The 18,315-nt window shown below is 50.3% G+C and carries 17 protein-coding genes and 1 pseudogene; 10 read left to right on the forward strand and 8 right to left on the reverse strand.

What is annotated here, in order from left to right; all coding sequences use genetic code 11:
* The 4 genes from A918_RS0113370 to A918_RS0113390 all read right to left on the reverse strand — a co-directional run.
* Positions 1 to 1,657 (reverse strand): thiamine pyrophosphate-binding protein (locus A918_RS0113370; protein WP_022711556.1); only part of this gene is annotated, 1,657 nt, incomplete at its 3' end.
* Between the two features lie 335 nt (positions 1,658 to 1,992).
* Positions 1,993 to 3,240, reverse strand: coding sequence for an O-antigen ligase (locus tag A918_RS0113380; RefSeq protein ID WP_022711557.1), 1,248 nt, complete (start codon positions 3,238 to 3,240; stop codon positions 1,993 to 1,995).
* A 131-nt stretch (positions 3,241 to 3,371) separates the two neighbouring features.
* Complete coding sequence (locus A918_RS0113385; protein WP_022711558.1) at positions 3,372 to 4,697, reverse strand: sensor histidine kinase N-terminal domain-containing protein; 1,326 nt, start codon at positions 4,695 to 4,697, stop codon at positions 3,372 to 3,374.
* Complete coding sequence (locus A918_RS0113390) at positions 4,697 to 5,356, reverse strand: response regulator transcription factor (RefSeq protein ID WP_022711559.1); 660 nt, start codon at positions 5,354 to 5,356, stop codon at positions 4,697 to 4,699. Before A918_RS0113390 ends, A918_RS0113385 begins: the two co-directional genes overlap by 1 nt.
* 350 nt (positions 5,357 to 5,706) lie before the next feature.
* Here A918_RS0113390 and dsbD point away from each other — a divergent pair, with 350 nt between their 5' ends.
* The 3 genes from dsbD to A918_RS20475 all read left to right on the forward strand — a co-directional run bounded on the left by dsbD (position 5,707) and on the right by A918_RS20475 (position 8,789).
* Positions 5,707 to 7,596, forward strand: a complete 1,890-nt coding sequence (dsbD, locus tag A918_RS0113395; RefSeq protein WP_022711560.1) for a protein-disulfide reductase DsbD — start codon at positions 5,707 to 5,709, stop codon at positions 7,594 to 7,596.
* Positions 7,597 to 7,639: 43 nt separating this feature from the next.
* On the forward strand, positions 7,640 to 8,272 hold the full coding sequence (locus tag A918_RS0113400; protein ID WP_022711561.1) for a DsbA family protein: 633 nt from the start codon (positions 7,640 to 7,642) through the stop codon (positions 8,270 to 8,272).
* Between the two features lie 76 nt (positions 8,273 to 8,348).
* Positions 8,349 to 8,789 carry a DsrE family protein gene (locus tag A918_RS20475; protein WP_084664831.1) on the forward strand — a complete coding sequence of 147 codons (441 nt, stop codon included), beginning with the start codon at positions 8,349 to 8,351 and terminating at the stop codon, positions 8,787 to 8,789.
* Positions 8,790 to 8,954: 165 nt separating this feature from the next.
* On the opposite strand, the gene A918_RS21550 is transcribed toward A918_RS20475, so the two are convergent.
* From A918_RS21550 to A918_RS0113425, 4 genes are all read right to left on the reverse strand, one after another.
* Positions 8,955 to 9,101 (reverse strand): DUF1127 domain-containing protein, encoded by a 147-nt coding sequence (locus A918_RS21550; RefSeq protein ID WP_075656864.1) that lies wholly within the window; start codon positions 9,099 to 9,101, stop codon positions 8,955 to 8,957.
* A 293-nt stretch (positions 9,102 to 9,394) separates the two neighbouring features.
* The gene (locus tag A918_RS0113415; RefSeq protein WP_028233799.1) at positions 9,395 to 10,042 is read right to left on the reverse strand and encodes a hypothetical protein; all 648 of its coding nucleotides are present in this window, start codon (positions 10,040 to 10,042) and stop codon (positions 9,395 to 9,397) included.
* On the reverse strand, positions 10,029 to 11,276 hold the full coding sequence (locus tag A918_RS0113420; protein ID WP_156831445.1) for a hypothetical protein: 1,248 nt from the start codon (positions 11,274 to 11,276) through the stop codon (positions 10,029 to 10,031). Before A918_RS0113420 ends, A918_RS0113415 begins: the two co-directional genes overlap by 14 nt.
* Positions 11,277 to 11,453: 177 nt before the next feature.
* Positions 11,454 to 11,882 (reverse strand): Lrp/AsnC family transcriptional regulator, encoded by a 429-nt coding sequence (locus A918_RS0113425; RefSeq protein WP_022711566.1) that lies wholly within the window; start codon positions 11,880 to 11,882, stop codon positions 11,454 to 11,456.
* A gap of 214 nt (positions 11,883 to 12,096) precedes the next feature.
* Here A918_RS0113425 and A918_RS0113430 point away from each other — a divergent pair, with 214 nt between their 5' ends.
* From A918_RS0113430 to A918_RS22320, 7 genes and pseudogenes are all read left to right on the forward strand, one after another.
* Positions 12,097 to 13,170, forward strand: a complete 1,074-nt coding sequence (locus A918_RS0113430; protein ID WP_022711567.1) for a saccharopine dehydrogenase family protein — start codon at positions 12,097 to 12,099, stop codon at positions 13,168 to 13,170.
* Between the two features lie 140 nt (positions 13,171 to 13,310).
* Positions 13,311 to 14,072 (forward strand): ABC transporter substrate-binding protein, encoded by a 762-nt coding sequence (locus A918_RS0113435; RefSeq protein WP_022711568.1) that lies wholly within the window; start codon positions 13,311 to 13,313, stop codon positions 14,070 to 14,072.
* Positions 14,073 to 14,214: 142 nt separating this feature from the next.
* The gene (locus tag A918_RS0113440; protein ID WP_022711569.1) at positions 14,215 to 15,456 is read left to right on the forward strand and encodes an FAD-binding oxidoreductase; all 1,242 of its coding nucleotides are present in this window, start codon (positions 14,215 to 14,217) and stop codon (positions 15,454 to 15,456) included.
* An 83-nt stretch (positions 15,457 to 15,539) separates the two neighbouring features.
* Positions 15,540 to 16,103 carry a hypothetical protein gene (locus A918_RS20480; protein WP_022711570.1) on the forward strand — a complete coding sequence of 188 codons (564 nt, stop codon included), beginning with the start codon at positions 15,540 to 15,542 and terminating at the stop codon, positions 16,101 to 16,103.
* Positions 16,100 to 16,690, forward strand: coding sequence for an RES family NAD+ phosphorylase (locus tag A918_RS0113450; protein ID WP_028233800.1), 591 nt, complete (start codon positions 16,100 to 16,102; stop codon positions 16,688 to 16,690). The genes A918_RS20480 and A918_RS0113450 overlap by 4 nt, the downstream gene beginning before the upstream one ends.
* Before the next feature lie 425 nt (positions 16,691 to 17,115).
* Positions 17,116 to 17,706: pseudogene (locus A918_RS22315) on the forward strand (NAD(P)-dependent oxidoreductase); the annotation flags it as partial.
* A gap of 177 nt (positions 17,707 to 17,883) precedes the next feature.
* Positions 17,884 to 18,315, forward strand: a 432-nt coding sequence (locus A918_RS22320) for a DUF4147 domain-containing protein (protein WP_245257331.1), incomplete at its 3' end; no start/stop codon positions are given.

The raw sequence follows: 18,315 nt of genomic DNA on the forward strand, positions 1-18,315 counted from the left end.
GCATCGCGCTCAGGCTCATTTTCGGTGTAATCGCTTCCTGATCGATACGAATTTCAATCAGAGCAGGCTTGCCTGAAGCTACGCAACGTTCAAAAGCCGGTACAAATTCATCCGTTGCTGCAACTGTTTCACCATGCAGGCCATAGGCTTGTGCCAGCGCTGCAAAATCCGGATTAGCGAGACCGGTGCCGGAAACACGACCCGGATAGGTGCGTTCCTGATGCATACGGATGGTGCCATACATGCCGTTATTAACGACGATAAACACGACACGAGCATCATATTGCATGGCTGTTGCCAGTTCCTGACCATTCATCAGGAAGCAGCCGTCACCCGCAAAAGCAATGACAGTGCGGTCACGGTCGGTCAGTTTGGCAGCAATCGCTGCCGGTACACCATAGCCCATGGAGCCGTTGGTTGCGCCGAGCTGGGTGCGGAAGGTCTTGTACTGATAAAAACGATGCGGCCATGCAGTGTAGTTACCGGCACCAGTGGTCATAATCGTATCTTCAGGCAGATTTGCACGCATCCACTGCATGATTTCGCCCATCTGCACATCACCCGGAATTGGCGCATGTTGCAGATTATCGTTGTAATTCTTGTTCAGCTCGGCTGTCCAGGATGCCCATTTATCAGAACCGATCTTGCCAAGACCACGCAATTGCTTGGCAAAAGCAGCCATTGTCGCATTGATCGGCAGGGTAGGGTAATAGACGCGTCCCAGTTCTTCCGCGCCGCTATGCACGTGGATCAGTTTCTGGTTTGGCACCGGAATATTGACCATTGTATAGCCGGCACTGGTCATTTCCCCGATACGCGCGCCGATCACAATCAGCAGATCACTGTCTTTAATGCTCTGCAGCAGTTTCGGGCTTGCGGATGTGCCAAGCTCGCCGGCATAGTTAGCCAGCGCATTATTATAGAGATCCTGACAGCGGAATGATGTGGCAACAGGCAGATTATTCGCAACGCAGAAGGCTTCCGCATCAGCCACAGCCTGTTTATTCCAGCCGCTGCCGCCGAGCATAACCACAGGGCGTTCAGCTTGTTGCAGCAGATCAGCCAGTTCCTGCAATTGCTCTGTACCGGCAGAGATTTCGACCTTTTTATGTGCCGGAACGTCAGCAACACTGGCATGGGCGGTCAGCATATCTTCCGGCAGTGCCACAACAACAGGGCCCGGACGACCATTCACTGCGCGATGAAATGCCTGAGATACCAGTTCCGGAATACGGGCAACATCATCAATCTGCACCACCCATTTGGCCATCTGGCCGAACATGCGGCGATAATCCACTTCCTGAAAGGCTTCGCGCTCAACCTGATCGCTGGCAACCTGTCCGATAAACAGGATCATCGGGGTGGAATCCTGAAATGCCGTATGCACACCCACAGATGCGTTGGTTGCACCCGGTCCGCGGGTGACAAATGCAATCCCCGGCTTGCCGGTGAGCTTGCCATAGGCTTCCGCCATATAAGTCGCACCGCCCTCCTGACGGCAGACAATCAGCTCAATATCCTCTTTTGCATCATGCAATGCATCCAGAGCCGCCAGATAGCTTTCACCCGGTACGCAGAAAGCTCTGTCCACGCCATTGATGCGCAAAGCATCAATCAGGATCTCTCCGCCTGTCCGGTGATTATTTTTATGATTCATAGCCGACATTTCCTCAATAATGTTCGCCTGCAGTGACTGTAACCGCACCGGTATCCCCCCGGATAACCTTGTTTGCGGTTAACTGCCGTCCGGAGCATAGCGTGCTCCGGTTTTGTTTTGCATGCCGGTGCCGAATAACCATGTTCCGGTTTTTCGCAGCATGCTCCTAATCCGTCTCCCACGGATATAAGATCACAGAAATACAGTTTGAAAATTGAGCTTAGTCAACAACAAGCACAATCATTTGTGATGAATAGTAATCACATTGTGCTGCTTATTCATCATTTGGCCGGAGAGCGGCTGCAAAATGACGGATGAAGCGGAAATTTAGCGATTTAACGGGCTTTGACGCGTGCATGAAGGCGCAGAGCAAAAACCGCCGCCAGCAGTGAAAACCAGACCTGCCCGCGCGGGGCAAAGAACGGCGATTCCAGAGAGGCATAGAGCATCATAAAAACCCAGATGCGCAGATACATGACTGCGAGTGCCGGATCATTGCCGGATTTCTGGGAGCGATGATAATCCAGAAGCGGACAGAACAGCATCCAGACAATGAAAAGCGTGATGCCGATCAGCCCTGTTGTCATCATCAGGTTAATATAACCGTTATGCGCATGACCGGCTCTTGATGCCCAGGTCTCTATCTCATAACCGCCATTGATCAAATGGGACATATTCCAGAATGTATCGAAGCCGAAACCGACCCACGGATGCGCACGCAATTGCTCCAGCGCGAATTTCCAAATTTCGGTGCGCCCTGTAAATGTCGGATCCGAAATCAGCCCTGTAACAAAATCCTGCACAGGCAGGCTCACAACCGTGCCGACCGTGAGCAGCAGCATCAGCCCGACAGGTATGATCGCAGCGAGATATTGCAGCGGCAGCAATCGCACAAAACGAATGATCTCAGCCACGAGAAGAGCGATAACAATCAGACCGATGGAGGTTTTATTGTTTGAAAAAATCAGGAAAATCGTAGCCAGAACAATATTCAGAGCCGGTATCAGATAATCATCTTTGCGCAGCAGATACAGATTATAGATGATCAGTACGATCATCGCAGGTCCTGCAATATTCTTATGAGAAAAATGCCCGCGCCACGAACCGGCATTAATCAGTTCCAGCACCTCAGCTTCATTATGAATGGAGACTTCCGGCATGAATATCACGCCGAAATAAGACAATCCCAGAATGAACAGGCTTAGATATTTCAACATGCGCTGAAAGTGCTGCTGGTTTTCAGGCAGAATGACCCAAGCCATTGCGGTCACAATCACCGTTATACTGTAGACATAACGGCGGAAGGATATACCGGAATAATCAGACGTGAAGACTGTAATGAACTGCCACAACAGCAGGATAATCAGCAATGGCGACAGCATTTTGAGGGCAATTTGCCAATTTGCCAGCAAATAAAGCGCAGAGATAAAGAACAGTGACAAAGACACAAGCTGCTGGAGCGCATTGCCCTGTTCCTGTGCGAGCAGCACCGACGGATCACGTAAATCCATAAAAGGTGTCAGCGTGACCCAGAACAAAAGAAAAATCAGTACAAACAGGAGCGTCTTACCTGTCCGGTTCACTAATTTTTCCTTTCAAAATCATTATCTATTTAAATAGCAACTAATATAGTTCATTCTGAACTTATTTCATTCTAGCACTTATGTATTTAAACTTCTATAATCTTGAAATTATGTCTGATTTTTGACTGAAACTATATCCAGCGCAGCTCGGCTTCCATACCCATACGATCTGTCCGGTTTCGCAAGTTGAAAAGCACACCGACACGTTTGGCGGCCGTTTCCACAATGGTCAGCCCCAGTCCGGTGCCGGTCTGGCTCTTATTGCTGCCGCGATAAAAACGTGTGGTCAGCAACGGGATTTCTTCCTCCGCCACGCCGGGCCCGCAATCTTTGATGATAATGCCGCTGCCGGTTGGCAGGCTTTCCCAGCTGATAGTTTCGTTCTGCGGTGAATAATGCGTGGCATTTTCATAAATATTGCGCAGCATCAGTGTGAGATTATGCCGGTCTGTCTGTATCACCTGTTCATAAAGAGCCGGATCAATGCGGTTTTCGACTTTTCGTCCGCTGACCGGATTTTGAGCAATGATTTCCTCAGCCAGCTGACCGAGATTGACCTTCTCACTCATCACGGGAGAGGCATCGGCATCCAGCTTGGCCAAAGCCAGCAATTGGCGGACAAGACGGGTTGTCCGGTCTACGGACAACAAAATTTGCTGTAATGCGCCTTCTTTAATTGCCGGATCGGCTGCCGCAAGTGCAATTTGTGCCTGTGTTTTCAAGCCGGCGAGGGGGGTGCGCAATTCATGGGCGGCAAAAGCCGTTACTTCCCGTTCATGGCGCCGTGCGGCTTCCACTTTGATAAACAGCCCGTTCAGTGCATCGGCCAATGGCCGTACTTCGGAAGGAATATTCGCCGCTTGCAACGGCCGCATATCATCCGCATCTTTTTGCCGGACTTTATCCGCCAGTTCATGCAATGGCCGCAGGCCACGGCCGAGACTGACCCAGATCAGGAAGCCAAGCAGCGGCAGGATCAGAATAACAGGAGCGAGAAGCCCTTTAACCAGATCGCTGACGAGACGGTCACGTAATGCCAACCGGTCTGCAACGATAATTCTTACGCCTTTTGCAGGATCAACGATTGTATAGACACGCCATAATTCACCCTCAACCACCTCATCGGAAAAGCCGGTGCTGTTACCTGCTATTTTAATGTCAGGCGCGCCGGTTGAACTGCCAACGAGTTCGCCGTCCAGTGACCAGATCTGACAGGAAAGATAGCGTTCATAGCTGCCATGCTCATGCGGCAGGCTGATGGCTTTGGTTGTGTTCATGCCCGTGGAAGCATTGCCGAGCAGGGAATGCACCATACGTGCGGCTTCCTGCAGTCGTGTGTCGAGCACTTTTTCCAGTTCATTGCGGCTGTTGAAATAGGTCCATGCAACAGCACAGGCCCAGATAATGCCTGTGGCAGTTACAAGAATGATGAAAAGTCTTTTATGCAGAGATGTCATTATGTTACCCGCATCCGGTAGCCGAGGCCGCGCACGGTTTCAATAGCATCTCGTCCGACCTTATTGCGCAGATTATGGATATGCACTTCTACAGTATTGCTTTCCACTTCCTCCTGCCAGCCATAGAGCCTTTCTTCAATATCACTCTTGGAGCGGATAATTCCGGGTCTTTCCATTAAAGCAGCCAATACGGCAAACTCCCTGCGTGACAGCGGAACCCGTTCGCCTTTCACTTTTGCATTGAGGCTGGAAGGATCAAGCTCTACATGACCGGCAATCATGACTGCGCGGGCGCGTCCGGCACCGCGGCGGGCGATGGCTCTGACCCGCGCTGCCAGTTCATCGAGATCAAACGGTTTGCCCATATAATCATCAGCACCGCTATCCAGACCCGTAATTCGGTCTGCGGTTTCATCCAGCGCTGTCAGCAATAAAACCGGTGTCTGATCTTTATCAGCGCGTATTTTCTTCAAAACATCAAGGCCGGAACCGTCCGGCAGCATCAGATCCAGCACAATCGCGTCAAAGCGTGAGCATGCCAATGCGGCCAGCGCATCTGCACAGGTAGCAACCTGATCCACGGTTGCGCCGGTCAGACCCAGCCCGACCTTCAGGCCGTTGGACAAAACCGGATCATCTTCCACTACCAAAACACGCATCTTATTCTCCGGAACATTCTCGCTTTCGGGCCCTCTTTCAGGCCCGCTTAGGAACGCACTTTAACTATCAATATTGTTCCGCTTAACTTTTGCGGTCTATTATCTGTAAGACTGGCTTTTCTGCCTTAAGGCTGACTTAAGGTCATAAGATAGTATGGACATTATAACAGGCATCCGCCTATCTGTGTGATATTCGGGCGTCTTATTAGGGTATCGCATACAAGATTCTACAGCGTGTTGAGTTTAATGGCATTCATGGCACTCGCTCTAGGTTCTTTCAATTGTCGCATGTTCGCGAACGCTAAATGAACTCATTTAGCTGCGACATGCTTTAGTTTTCGCAGGATAATATGATCCGACATTTTTACCGACAGCTTTTCAGTCTGCTCTTTTTCAGCATTGTATTATCTGCTGCTTTTACACCTGTGACCGGTATTCAGGCTGTTGCGCAAACCATGCGCAGCGCTGAAGAAGTTATGCAATTGAGTGTCACGCGCGATGAGAAAAACGTGCTGCAATTTCAATGGAATATTGCGCCTAAAATCTACATGTATCGCGACAAGATACAGGTCGAAAAACCGGACGGTACAGTACTTCCTGCCGATGTCAGTGAAGGTGTCATCAAGGATGATATGAATTTCGGCCGTACCGAAGTTTTGTATAACCGTGCTTTTGCACAGGTGCCTGAAAATGCGCTGCCGAAAGAGGGGCATGTTCTGGTGCGCTGGCAGGGATGTGAGGAAGACAGTATCTGCTATCCGCCGGTAACACGCTCGCTTGATCTGCAAACACTGGAGCTTTCCAAAGTGGCGCTGGGTCTGGGAGGTCTGTCACAAACGGAACTTGCTGCCCCAGATTTATCACTGACCGATGATACTGCGCCTGCACAGGAACCCGCAGCACCGGCTGAAACCGGATTGATTGCAAGCCTCACCGATGTCAGCACGGAAGAAGTGACGGCATGGCTTGGCTCCAATTTCGCTTTCATGCTGGCCGGATTTTTTGGCTTTGGTCTGTTACTGGCACTGACGCCCTGCGTTTTCCCGATGATTCCGATCCTGTCGGGAATGCTGGCAAAATCCGGTGAAAAACTGTCATCCGGCCGCGGCTTTGTCTTGTCATCGGCTTATGTGGTGGCGATGGCTGCAGCCTATGCCGTGCTTGGCTTTGCCGCATCCTGGTCGGGTTATAATTTGCAGGCCGCATTGCAAACACCCTATGCGCTTGGGTTTATGGCATTGGTGTTTGTCGCGCTCGCTTTGTCGATGTTCGGCTATTATGAATTGCAACTACCGCAAGGCTGGACAAATTTCTTCAGCCGCAACACATCCGGTAAAGGCGGTGCGATCAGCGGCGCTTTGGTGCTTGGTTTTGGTTCCGCGCTGATTGTCGGGCCTTGTGTGACCCCGCCGCTTGCCGCTGCATTGCTCTATGTTGCGCAGACCGGTGATGCCGTACGCGGTGCCTCTGCTCTGTTCGCTCTGGGACTGGGCATGGGGGTACCGCTGATTGTTTTTGGTACATTTGGCGCAAAATATCTGCCGAAATCCGGCCCGTGGCTCAATACAATCAAACAGATTTTCGGTGTCGTCTTTCTGGGACTGGCGATCTACATGATCCTGCGCCTGCTTTCCGACGAAAATGCAATGTTGTTGCTGGCGCTCACGGCACTGGCTTGCGGTGTTTTCCTCGGTGTGTTTGACCGCCTGAGTGCTAAAAGCACCGCATGGATGCGCCTTGAAAAAACTACCGGTATTGCCGCTCTGATCTACGGCACCTTACTGATGGTCGGTTTTGCAGGCGGTTCAACGGATCCGTGGCAACCATTGGGCTTTTTACAGGGCAGCACCCAACAGATTGCTCAGACTGCAACGACTCAGCCGGTCAGGATTGTTAAAACTTCGGCTGAATATGATCAGGTACTCAATCAGGCGATTGCGACAGGTAAACCGGTGCTGGTGGATTTCACGGCAGACTGGTGCACAACCTGTAAGACTAATGAAAAAGTGATGAAAAAGCCGGAATATGCAGGCCGTTTGGGCAATCTCACGCTGATTAAAGCGGATATCACCGATTATAATGATGCCAGCCGTGATCTGATGCAGCGTTTTAACGTTGTCGGACCACCAACGCTGATGTTCCTTGAGGCACAAACTGCAAAAGAACAAACGCAAAATCGCATCATTGGCGAGTTGACACCGGACAAGCTGGACAATCGTCTTCAGGCGCTCGGCCTCTGAGCCGCCCCAACCTTATTTACCTATTGCCTTACAGGAGAAGCGTATGCAACGCCGCCAGTTCCTTCAACTCTCATCCGGTATTACGCTGAGCACTGCTTTTCTGCTGAGCAGCAAGCATGATGCGTTTGCACAGGAGGTTGATGTCAACGGGATTCTCTATGATCCGGAAGCGCCTGCCGGCGGCAATCCCAAAGGCGATCTGACCATTGTCGTTTTCACCGATTATAACTGCATTTACTGCAAAAAATCCGGTGTTGATCTGGCGCGTATCGTTAAGGAAGACGGAAATATCCGTCTTGTCTATAAAGAATGGCCGATCCTGACGGAATCGTCAGTCTATGGTTCCCAGCTGGCACTGGCAGCGCAATATCAGGGAAAATATGAAGTCGTTCATAAAGCACTGATGTCCATTCCGGGCGGCAAAGTGTCTAAAAAGGCGATGCTTGATGCGGTTAAAGCCTCCGGCATTGATATGCAGCAATTGCAGGCTGATCTGAACAAAAACAACGGTAAAATCACTGCGCAGCTGAAGCGTGTCATGTCGCAGGCGGAATCAATCGGCGTTGAAGGCACTCCAACGCATCTGATCGGCCCGTTCCGTGCTATGGCACTGGATTATAACGGTTTCAAAATGGCGGTGGCTGATGCCCGTGCTCGCGAGAAAGCAGCGAAATAACAAGCCAGAGCGGTAATGCCAATATTACCTGTAAGTGCGAGCGGCACGAAAGTCGCCGTTCACTGACCGGAGTTTTATGATGAATGATCCGCTGACCCATAATCGCTATAGTAAGTCCGGCGAACAGCGGGTCGTTTATCATAATAATGGTGCTTATATAAATGCAGCACCGGCTGAAACAAAAGCCTATATGGCGGCATTGCTCACATCCCTGACCAATCATGTGCAGGCATTATCTGCAGGATGTGAGACAAAACCGGCTTTTACCATCCGTGTGGTTTGCCACGGCGCGGGTCTGGATTTGTTTCAGATTGCGGAAGCCGACGATATTCTGAAAAAGCGTTTTGATAATTTATGCGAACAGGGCGTTCGTTTCCTGGCCTGCGCCAATACAATGCGCGCGCGTAATCTTGAGATTAAAAGCCTGTATCGTCTTTCAGAAGATGATGTGGTGCCAAGCGGCGTTGCAGAACTTGCATATCTGCAAATACAGGGCTTTGCCTATATCCATCTTTGAGTGTTGAAGACCAAAAACTGGTTGCCGAAAAAGTAAACGCCCGACGCTGGGAGGAGCATCGGGCGTTACAATGAATGACCGGTTGGGAGGAGGGAGACCGGTCTTCGATCAAACCTGAGTTGGGAGGAGGAGGGAGGCTCAGGTTTGATATCTCTGTAATTCTTATTAGCGCTGAGCTGCCTTGCGAGCTACAAACGGAATTTCTGCAGGCAGGATGCCGAGATCGTTCAGTTCGCGGGTTGAGAGGCGGTTCAGTTCGTTTACTGTGCTGCGGTAACGGCGCCAGTTGTTGTAAGAGCGGATCAGGTTCATGTTTCTCACCTAGAAAATTTTATGTCGTTGTTTGTTGAGTTGTATATAGCCCTAATGATCTGAAATGAGCAGAGACAAATTTGCATAGCTGCGTTGCTTATTCGGATTGGGAAAACGCTCCGTCAGGCATTAAATTGTCATAATCATCATTTTAAGTGAAAAACTTGCCGCAAAAGCGCTCAGGGCAGCCCTGAAGCGGCCACAATCCCCCTGAAATTCGGATAAGACCTGATTTTTCTCGGAAAGACGCGCATAGCTATGCAGGGCTGGCGCGAAACATCTGTGTAAATGCGCTACTGAATGCCTGAATAGGCGACCATGCGGCCATCACTGTCGAGATCAATAAACGCTCTTTTCCCGCGTCTTCCTACAGCCATAAAGACGATCTTTGCCGGATGAACCTCCAGAAAGCGCAAAGCGTTTCCGTTTTGATCGTAATGTGTAATGTCGCTGCCACCTGTTTCCTGAAAACCTTGCTTTTGCATAAAGTCTTCATTTGCACATGCGATGGCAAAGATTTTAAGGCGCTTTGGTCGCTGGAATAAGCCGACTAAAATACCGGTTGCTGTCATTAGCAAGGTTGCGCTAGCACCAAGAAAAATGGCGCCAATCAAGGAATGTGTGTTTGCTTCAGTCGATGTAACGGAGATCAAATAGAATATAATAACTGACCATGCGGCAATGCTAATGGCAATCAGGAGAAGGTTGCCAATGAATGTCAGGAAAAGAGTTCCGAAAAACCCGCGATTATGACCTCTGACAAGACCTCGTCCGCCAATAAAGGGGCAGACAAAGGCGGCCGCTAATAAAAGAAGCAAGCCCGCACTGTTTTTGGTACCTTTATATAAGTCGCGGCCCGCAGCGAATCCGAAACCTGCAATAGCTGCCCCCCCAATACCTGCTGCCAGCATAGATAGTTTTAATGGTTCAGAGCGTTTCATGGGCCGCTCGTTGTTTCTTGCGGTTTATAAGACGGTACGTAGACTTCGACAGGGAATAAACCAGCCAGATTGCCCATGCGATCCAAATCGCAACGGAGATCAGCACAGAGATAACTAAATATAGCAATTTGCCTAATCTGATGGCGTTTTTGCCAAGCAATTTGATGACGGATGAGGTTTTCTCGGCAAATTTATCCGACAATTTGGCGAATTTCCGCAAGTCCTTTGCATCATCTGCATATGCCAGTGCCCGCATAGAGGTACTGACACCTGCAGTGGATAGTAGTTTTCCGGATGCAGAAGTAAGGTCATCCAATTCTTTAACGGCTTTTGTATTGATGACGCCATCAAATCTTTTTCCCAATGCTGCGAGATCAAGTGGGCTCGCTTCATGCAAAAGGGTTTCTGAATCTGTGAAATCACCTTTAAACAGTTTCTTATAGTCAATATTTTTAGCGGCACTCGTCATCTTTGATAGCGACGGAATTTTGTATAAAGGCTCCGGGCTTGTTAAAGCCTTTGTTAATGCAGGCTTATTGATGAGCTTGGAAGAAATGCCTGTTATTTTTTCAATGAGCGGACGCGACAGTTTTCGGGTCTTGTATGCGCCCTTTATTAATGAAGCGCCTTTATCGACTTGAGCCGCAGCTAGTATAACAGGAACAGTAACGGGAGCATTGGCTGGGTTCACGGTCGCAACTTTAGCACTCCACGTTACAACTGAACTGGATAGTCCTACTGTGGCGATGCCTAAGGTGATTGCATCATAGCTTTCACCTGCTATGAACTTAGTGCCTTCGGTCTTAATGTCTCTTAAGTCGCCATATCCAACATAATCAGATGCGAGGCTGCCGATCAGTGTTTGCACTGAATTGACTTCGCCATAGGCAAACCCGTTCACAAAACCGGAAGTGTAGCGGTAGGTTGCCGCCAGATAACCTTCCTCGGTTTTCTCTATCAGTTCTGGCGGGAGTGTGTGCCCGTAATCTGTTGCTAAGGCGACAAGATTTTGTGCTTCCGCAATATCATCCTCATCCAGCGCAGTCTGAACTTCAAACGCGAATTGTTCTGTTGTCAGGGCAGACAATCTGTAATGAGAAATTGCAAAAGGATCCCACCAGTTCAAAGCGAGTTTGAGCGCTGCAAACTGATTGGAATATGTGAAAGTGATTGCCGAGAAGAGCAAAATACCTGCACTGGCAAGCTGAGAAGCTTTCTTATAGGTTTTAAGCAAAACTACCCCCGTGGCCATGCCTAAAGATTATGTAGTGCTACATAAATCACGGGAATAAAAATGATAGCAATATTTATAGTTTTATTATTTCAGTAAATAATTTTAGAATAATTGAATATTAATATCCAAAAAACATTACACTCGTATATTATTTACTAATGATAATCTCTTTAAAATTCACCGCTCGATACGGGTGGAGAGAATAATAGACGACATGGTGCGTTCAACACCTTCCAGTGCGCCGATCTGATCGAGCACACTGTCGAGTTCGCCGATTGATGGCGCTTCAACAATAACAATCATATCAAAATTGCCGCTGATTGAATGAACAGATCGAACGGACATCATGGTTTTGAGACCGACTTCAACCTTTGGTGAAAACTTCGGCAGGGCTGTAACCAGCACATGCGCACGCACCAGATGGCTTTCATGTTCTGAAGACAGTTTAACAGTATAGCCGGTAATGATGCCGCGTTTTTCCAGCCGGTCGATACGGCTCTGAACCGTTGTACGGGAAACGCCGAGCCGTCTGGCAAGTGTTGCTGTCGATGCGCGGGCATTCTCGCGTAAAAGAGCAATCAGGGCCATATCGGCTTTCGTCGTCATTTTGAACCTCGCTAGCGTCACTTCGTTCAAATATATAGCGTCATTCCGTCATTTTAGATACTTCTTTTTGACGAAAATTCTGCGACTCTATGCCATCATTTCCTGAGGCTGAATCAAGTCCTCGGGAAATAATACAGTATTATTAAAGTGTTACATTTTCCTTGTTGCGCAGGCACAGGCAGTGGCACTCAGGCAATATAATAAAGGGTCAGTCATGAAAGACGTCGTCGTCGTTGGTGCCGGTAAGATCGGTGTAACAATTGCACAGCTTCTGGGTAACACCGGTGATTATAATGTAACGGTAACAGACCGTGCGGAAGAGCAGCTGAAAGCGCTTGCCGGCAAAAAGAACATCACAACTAAAGTTGTTGATATTGCTGATGAAGCCGCTCTGGCAGCCGTTCTGGCCGGTAAATTTGCTGTTCTCAGTGCTGCGCCTTACCAGATGACAATCCGTATTGCTGATGCAGCTGCAAAAGCAGGCGTTCACTATCTCGACCTGACCGAAGACGTTGCAAGCACACGCCACGTTAAAGAACTGGCTAAAACCGCTAAAACCGCTTTCATTCCACAGTGCGGTCTGGCTCCTGGCTTTATTTCGATCGTTGCTTACGATCTGGCCAAGAAATTCGACAAGCTGGAATCCATCGGTATGCGCGTCGGCGCTCTGCCACAGTTCCCGACCAACTCCATCACCTACAACCTGACATGGAGCACGGACGGCGTTATCAACGAATATATCGAACCATGTGAAGCCATCGTCAACGGCAAGCTGACACTGGTTCCTGCTATGGAAGAGCGCGAAGAATTCTCGCTCGAAGGCGTTCAGTACGAAGCTTTCAACACTTCCGGCGGTCTCGGCACTCTGGCTGAAACCCTTGAAGGCAAAGTCCGCACCCTGAACTACCGCACCATCCGTTACCCTGGCCATTGCGACATCTTCAAGACCCTGCTGAACGACCTCGGCCTGCGTCATCGCCGCGATGTATTCAAGGACATTCTTGAAACCGCAGTTCCGGGCACCCAGCAGGACGTTATCGTTATCTTCGTAACCGTAACCGGCTACAAAGACGGTCGTCTGACTCAGGAAACTTATGCGAATAAGGTTTACAACCAGACTCAGGATGGTCTGGAAATGACCGGTATTCAGGTTACCACTGCTTCCGCTATCTGCGCTGTTGTTGATATGCTTGCTGATGGCAGCATCCCTGCACAGGGCTTCATGAAGCAGGAAGATATTGCGCTGGATAAGTTCCTCGCAAACCGCTTCGGTAAAGTTTACGCTTAATAGCGGGATGAATACGTATCTACATGATGCGTATTCAGAATGTCTTGATGAAATGAGAAACGGGGCAAGGGCTTTCCTTTGCCCCGTTTTTCTGTTTAGCTGCCCTCGGAGAATGATTTTCACGACATAATGAGGGAACTATGCGTAAATCAGTTTTATTTGCAGGTATGGTACTGGCTGCTATTGCGACATCGGCGGGCGCAAAAGAATGGAAAGAAATCCGTATTGCCACAGAAGGTGCTTATCCTCCGTTCAACTTTGTTGATGCTGACGGTTCGCTGAAGGGCTTTGACGTTGATATCGCCAATGCTCTTTGCGAGGAAATGAAAGCCAAATGCACCCTCGTTGCCAATGATTGGGACGGTATGATTCCGGGCTTGCAGGCTGGCAAATTTGATGCGGTTATCGCATCGATGAGCATTACCGAAGAGCGCAAGAAACAGATCGACTTCACCAATAAATATTACTCCACGCCTCTGGCGATTGCTGTGCCGAAAGACAGCCCGATTAAAGATGTGAAACCGGAAAGCTTCTCCGGCAAAACAATCGGTGCGCAGGGCGGCACAACTCAGGCGATTTATGCGGAAGATGTGCTGGCTAAAGCCGGTGCTGAGGTCAAACTCTATGTGAGCGCCGACGAAGCCAATGCGGATCTGAAGACCGGTCGTCTGGATGCAATGATCTCCGACAAATTTCCTGTCGTTGACTGGTTGAAGACGGAAGCCGGAAGCTGCTGCCATATTCTTGAAGACGTGCCGGGCACACAGACAGAAACCGGTATTGCTTTGAAACAGGGCAATGATGATCTGAAAGCCCAGTTTAATGCGGCGATTGACGGTATCCGCAAGAACGGCACCTATGACAAGATCATGAAGAAGTATTTCGACTTCGATATTTATTGATCGCAACGGCTGTTAAAACCGTTTGATGAGCGCGCAATTTTGCGCGCTCATTGTCTTAATCCTGTAATTTCAGTCCTTCGTGGCAAACTGCCGGCCGGAATTTTTCTGCCTGTAGTCATGACCCGTATTATCCGGCCATAACATGCGTAAATTCGATACAATCATTCTGGGTGCAGGCATTATCGGTGTCAGCACTGCCCTTCACTTGCAGGCTCGCGGCCATGCCGTTTGCCTGATCGATAAAAAAGATCCGGGTGAAGGGACGAGTTATGGCAATGCCGGTCTGATTGAACGCTCCAGCGTTATTCCTTACTCATTTCCGCGCGGGCTCGCCAATCTGATTAAATATGGCCTGAATAATCGTACGGATGTGCGTTATGATCTGGCCTATATGCCAAAACTGGCACCATGGCTGTTTCAGTTCTGGCGTCATTCTTCCGCGGGCGGATTGGCAAAAGCAACAAAAGCCATGCTGCCGCTTGTGGAAGCCAGTGTGACCGAACATGATTTCCTGATTGATCAGGCCGGTTGCCAGAATCTGGTGCAGGACAAAGGCTGGTTGGAAGCGTTTTGCAGTGAACAGGCTTTTGATGCTTTTGTGAAAACTCTGCCGTCGCTGGATCGCTTCGGTCTGAATTATAAAGTGCTCGACAACACCGGTTTTGCAACAGCGGAACCATCCATGCGCAATATTGCCGGTGCCGTTCATTGGCTCGACCCGAAAACCGTGAGTGATCCTTCGGCTCTGGTCAAAGCCTATGCTTCTCTCTTCACACAACGCGGCGGCGTGTTCCTGTATGGCGATGCCTCGACTTTGCAGCAGCAAAGTGATGGCTGGTCGGTGCGCGCAAGCGAACCTGTGACGGCACGTAATGTTGTGGCCGCGCTCGGACCTCAGTCCCATCTCATCTATGACAAGGCCGGAATGAATCTGCCGATGGCAGTCAAACGCGGCACACATCTGCATTTCTCGCTGGAAGATAATGCAGCACTCAATCATCCCGTGGTCGAAGTAGAAGGTGGCTATGTGCTGGCACCGATGCGTCAGGGCATGCGTCTGACAACCGGTATTGAATTTGCAGCGCCGGATGCACCGGCCAATCGTATCCTGCTCGATCGGGCAGAAAAACGTGCGCGTAAAGTATTGCCGTCATTGGGCAAACCGGTTGAGGCACAGCCATGGCTGGGTCTGCGCCCTTGTATGCCGGATATGCGTCCGGTTATCGGTCAGGTGCCAAACAAGCCGGGCTTGTGGATGAATTTTGGTCATGCTCATCATGGTTTGACGCTGGGGCCTGCATCCGGCCGGTTGCTGGCAGAGCTGATGACGGGAGAGAAACCATTCATTCCCGCAGAGCCATATTCTGCAAGTCGCTTCATGTAAGATGCAATCTCGTCAACTTCGACAATAACAGCAAGCTTGACAACCAGTCTGTGCAGTATCATCTTTAAGTTCAGGAGATGAAAATGGTACAGACAACGCAGAATACACCGAAGGCTGAGAAAGCACGGCAGTCCCCTGCAGCAAAGGCAAAGCCGCGCGGCAATACAAATGCGCGTGCCATTGCGAAACGTCAGCCGGTCCATAAAACTGCTGCTACGGCTGTTGCCAAAGAGGCCTATCAGCCGGATGCGCGCGCTCTGGCTTTGCTGCGTGGTGTTGAAATCGCCCAGCAGGATCTGCGCGAGGCAGGCGGCGCCTATACGCTGGAGCAGGTGCGCCTGTTATTGCAGGGTATTTCCCGTCAGGCCGTGGATAAACGCGTGCAGGATGGTTCATTGCTCGCAGTTCCGGGCCCCGGCAACCGCCGCGCCTATCCGACGATCCAGTTTCTTAATGACGGCAGTATTGTTGCCGGACTGAAAGCTGTGCGTCAGGCACTTGGCAGCGCTAATCCGTGGTTTTTGCTGAATTTTCTGAGCAGACCTGATGAACGCCTCAACGGCAAAAAGCCGATTGAATTGCTGCGCCGTGGCGAAACAGATGCGGTGCTGGAAGCAGCACGGCTCAATGGTCTGCAAGGCGCGTGAGCGGGCCGCAACCACCGCACAATCTGGCTTCCCGACAGCCTGAGCTGATCACTCTGGCTGCGGGAAGCAAATTATATCGTTTTTATACAGCTGCTTTTGAACCCGTCTATTTCGACCGCTCCGATATGGGCAGGCTGAATGCGCCGGATGCGTCCTATGGTGTGCTTTATACAGCCGCTGCACGGGAAGGCGCTTTTGCTGAAACATTCTTACGTGAACCCGGCCGCAGCTTGATTGATTTGACGCTTTTACAGAAGAAAGCGCATGTGGTGCTGGAGCTGACGGCTCCGTTAAAATTGACCAAACTTGCAGGGCGCGGACTGGCTATAGTTGGTGCAACGGCTGAAGTGCTGCATAGCGGTCTGCCTTATGACACCGCACAAAACTGGTCAAAAGCACTGTATAATCATCCGGAAAACTTTGACGGGATTGCCTATTATGCCCGCCACGATGACGAGCAGCTTTGTTATGCGCTGTTTGATCATTGTGCGGAGCATATTAATATTGCCGAGCGACAGACTGATCTTGATACAGACTGGTTCTGGCAAATTGCCAATCATTATAATCTGGGTATTGCCCCGTACTAAATAATTATAAGGGAACTAAAATCATGTCAGACAAAACTGCCAAAATCCTGATTACGGATCATCTGGAGTTGCGTCTTGATGCGCAAGGTAAGCATCAATGGCATGAAATCCGCCATTATATTGAAGAAAAAGGCGGGGTCTTTCATGATCATGCTTTGCAGGCAGTCTCGGCACTCACAGCCGGTAAGCTCCATTTCTTCTATTGTCCTGATCTGAGCTCGGAAGATGACCTCAACGCCGTTGCTGGGCAGGGGCAATATGATGCGGTGATCGCAGCCGCCACCCGTATTCCGCAGCAATGCTTGTTCGCTGAGGGGGGGGTGCGTATCGGGGCAGGCACCGGCAATATGCAATCGCAATCATGGGTCTCCGGCACAGCGCCTTTGATGAATACACCGGGCATCAACAGCCGGATCACCGCGCAAATGGTGCTGAAAGCGCTGTTACAGTTTCGTCCCGATCTCGATACGGAAACACTTTATGCGCAGGTGCTGGAAGGCAAATTTGATACCGGTCGCGATCTGGCGCGTTTTCCAAGCACTGGTCTTGAAGGGCGTAAATTTGCCATTCTCGGCAGCGGCAATATCGGCATGGAAGTGGCAAAGCTGGCCAAAGCCTTTGCTATGGATGTGGTGATCTATGCGCGGGAACATCATCGCTCATGGATTGAAAGCCAAGGTTATACTTACGTGGCGACACCGCAAGAGGCTGCGCAAAACGCCGATGTATTGAGCGTGCATCTGGGGCTTGGTGCGCTGAACAAGGAGACAGGGCGCTACAGCAATCAGGGGCTTGTCGGTCAAGATGTTCTGTCGGTAATGGCACAAGGCGCAATGGTCATCAATTATGACCGTGGTGAGCTGTTGGATGTTGCAGCGCTTGAACCGCTGATGCAGAGCGGTCATATCCGCAATGTTGCAGTGGATGCCGACCTGTTTGAAAAAGATGGTACTCTGTCAGGCCCTTTAGCGCCTTATGTATCACTGGCTAAAAAATACCCGCAAAGGATGCTGCTGTTACCTCATGCGGCGGCAGATACTGATCATCCGTCACGCCTAGTTGGGGCAAAACAGGCCGTTGACCAGATATTTGCAGCGATTACGGAGCGCCGTATCATCAATGCAGTCGGCGCGATCCCTGCCGGTTACAGTGACGGTGGCAGTCAGTTGCCGCTGGGCATCGGTCGGCCACAGATTAAACTAAAGCAGGGGCAGGAGCGGGAATTTCTCAAATCCCTGTTTGAAACAGCCGTGCAGGCAGCTGATCCGCTGCATTGTCTCAAACCCTATTTGCCGCCAGCACCAAAGGGCAAAACGGTTGTGATCGGTGCCGGTAAAGGCGCAGCACAAATGGCGCAGGCTTTTGAGACTTTATGGATTGAGGCAGGCAATTCTGCGCCACAGGGCGTGGTCGTTACCCGTTATGGCTATGGCGCGGAATGCCGTTTTATCAAAGTGCTGGAAGCTGCGCATCCGGTGCCGGATGCAGCGGGACTGGAAGCAACCAAGCAGCTGAAATCCGCTTTGCAAGATCTGAGCGCGGATGATCGGGTGGTGGCATTGATCTGCGGCGGCGGCTCGGCTCTGTTGCCAGCGCCACCGGAGGGGCTGACACTGGCCGATGAG

The sequence above is a fragment of the Pseudochrobactrum sp. AO18b genome (genome assembly GCF_000409565.1).
In the GTDB taxonomy this organism is placed as follows: Bacteria; Pseudomonadota; Alphaproteobacteria; order Rhizobiales; family Rhizobiaceae; genus Pseudochrobactrum; species Pseudochrobactrum saccharolyticum.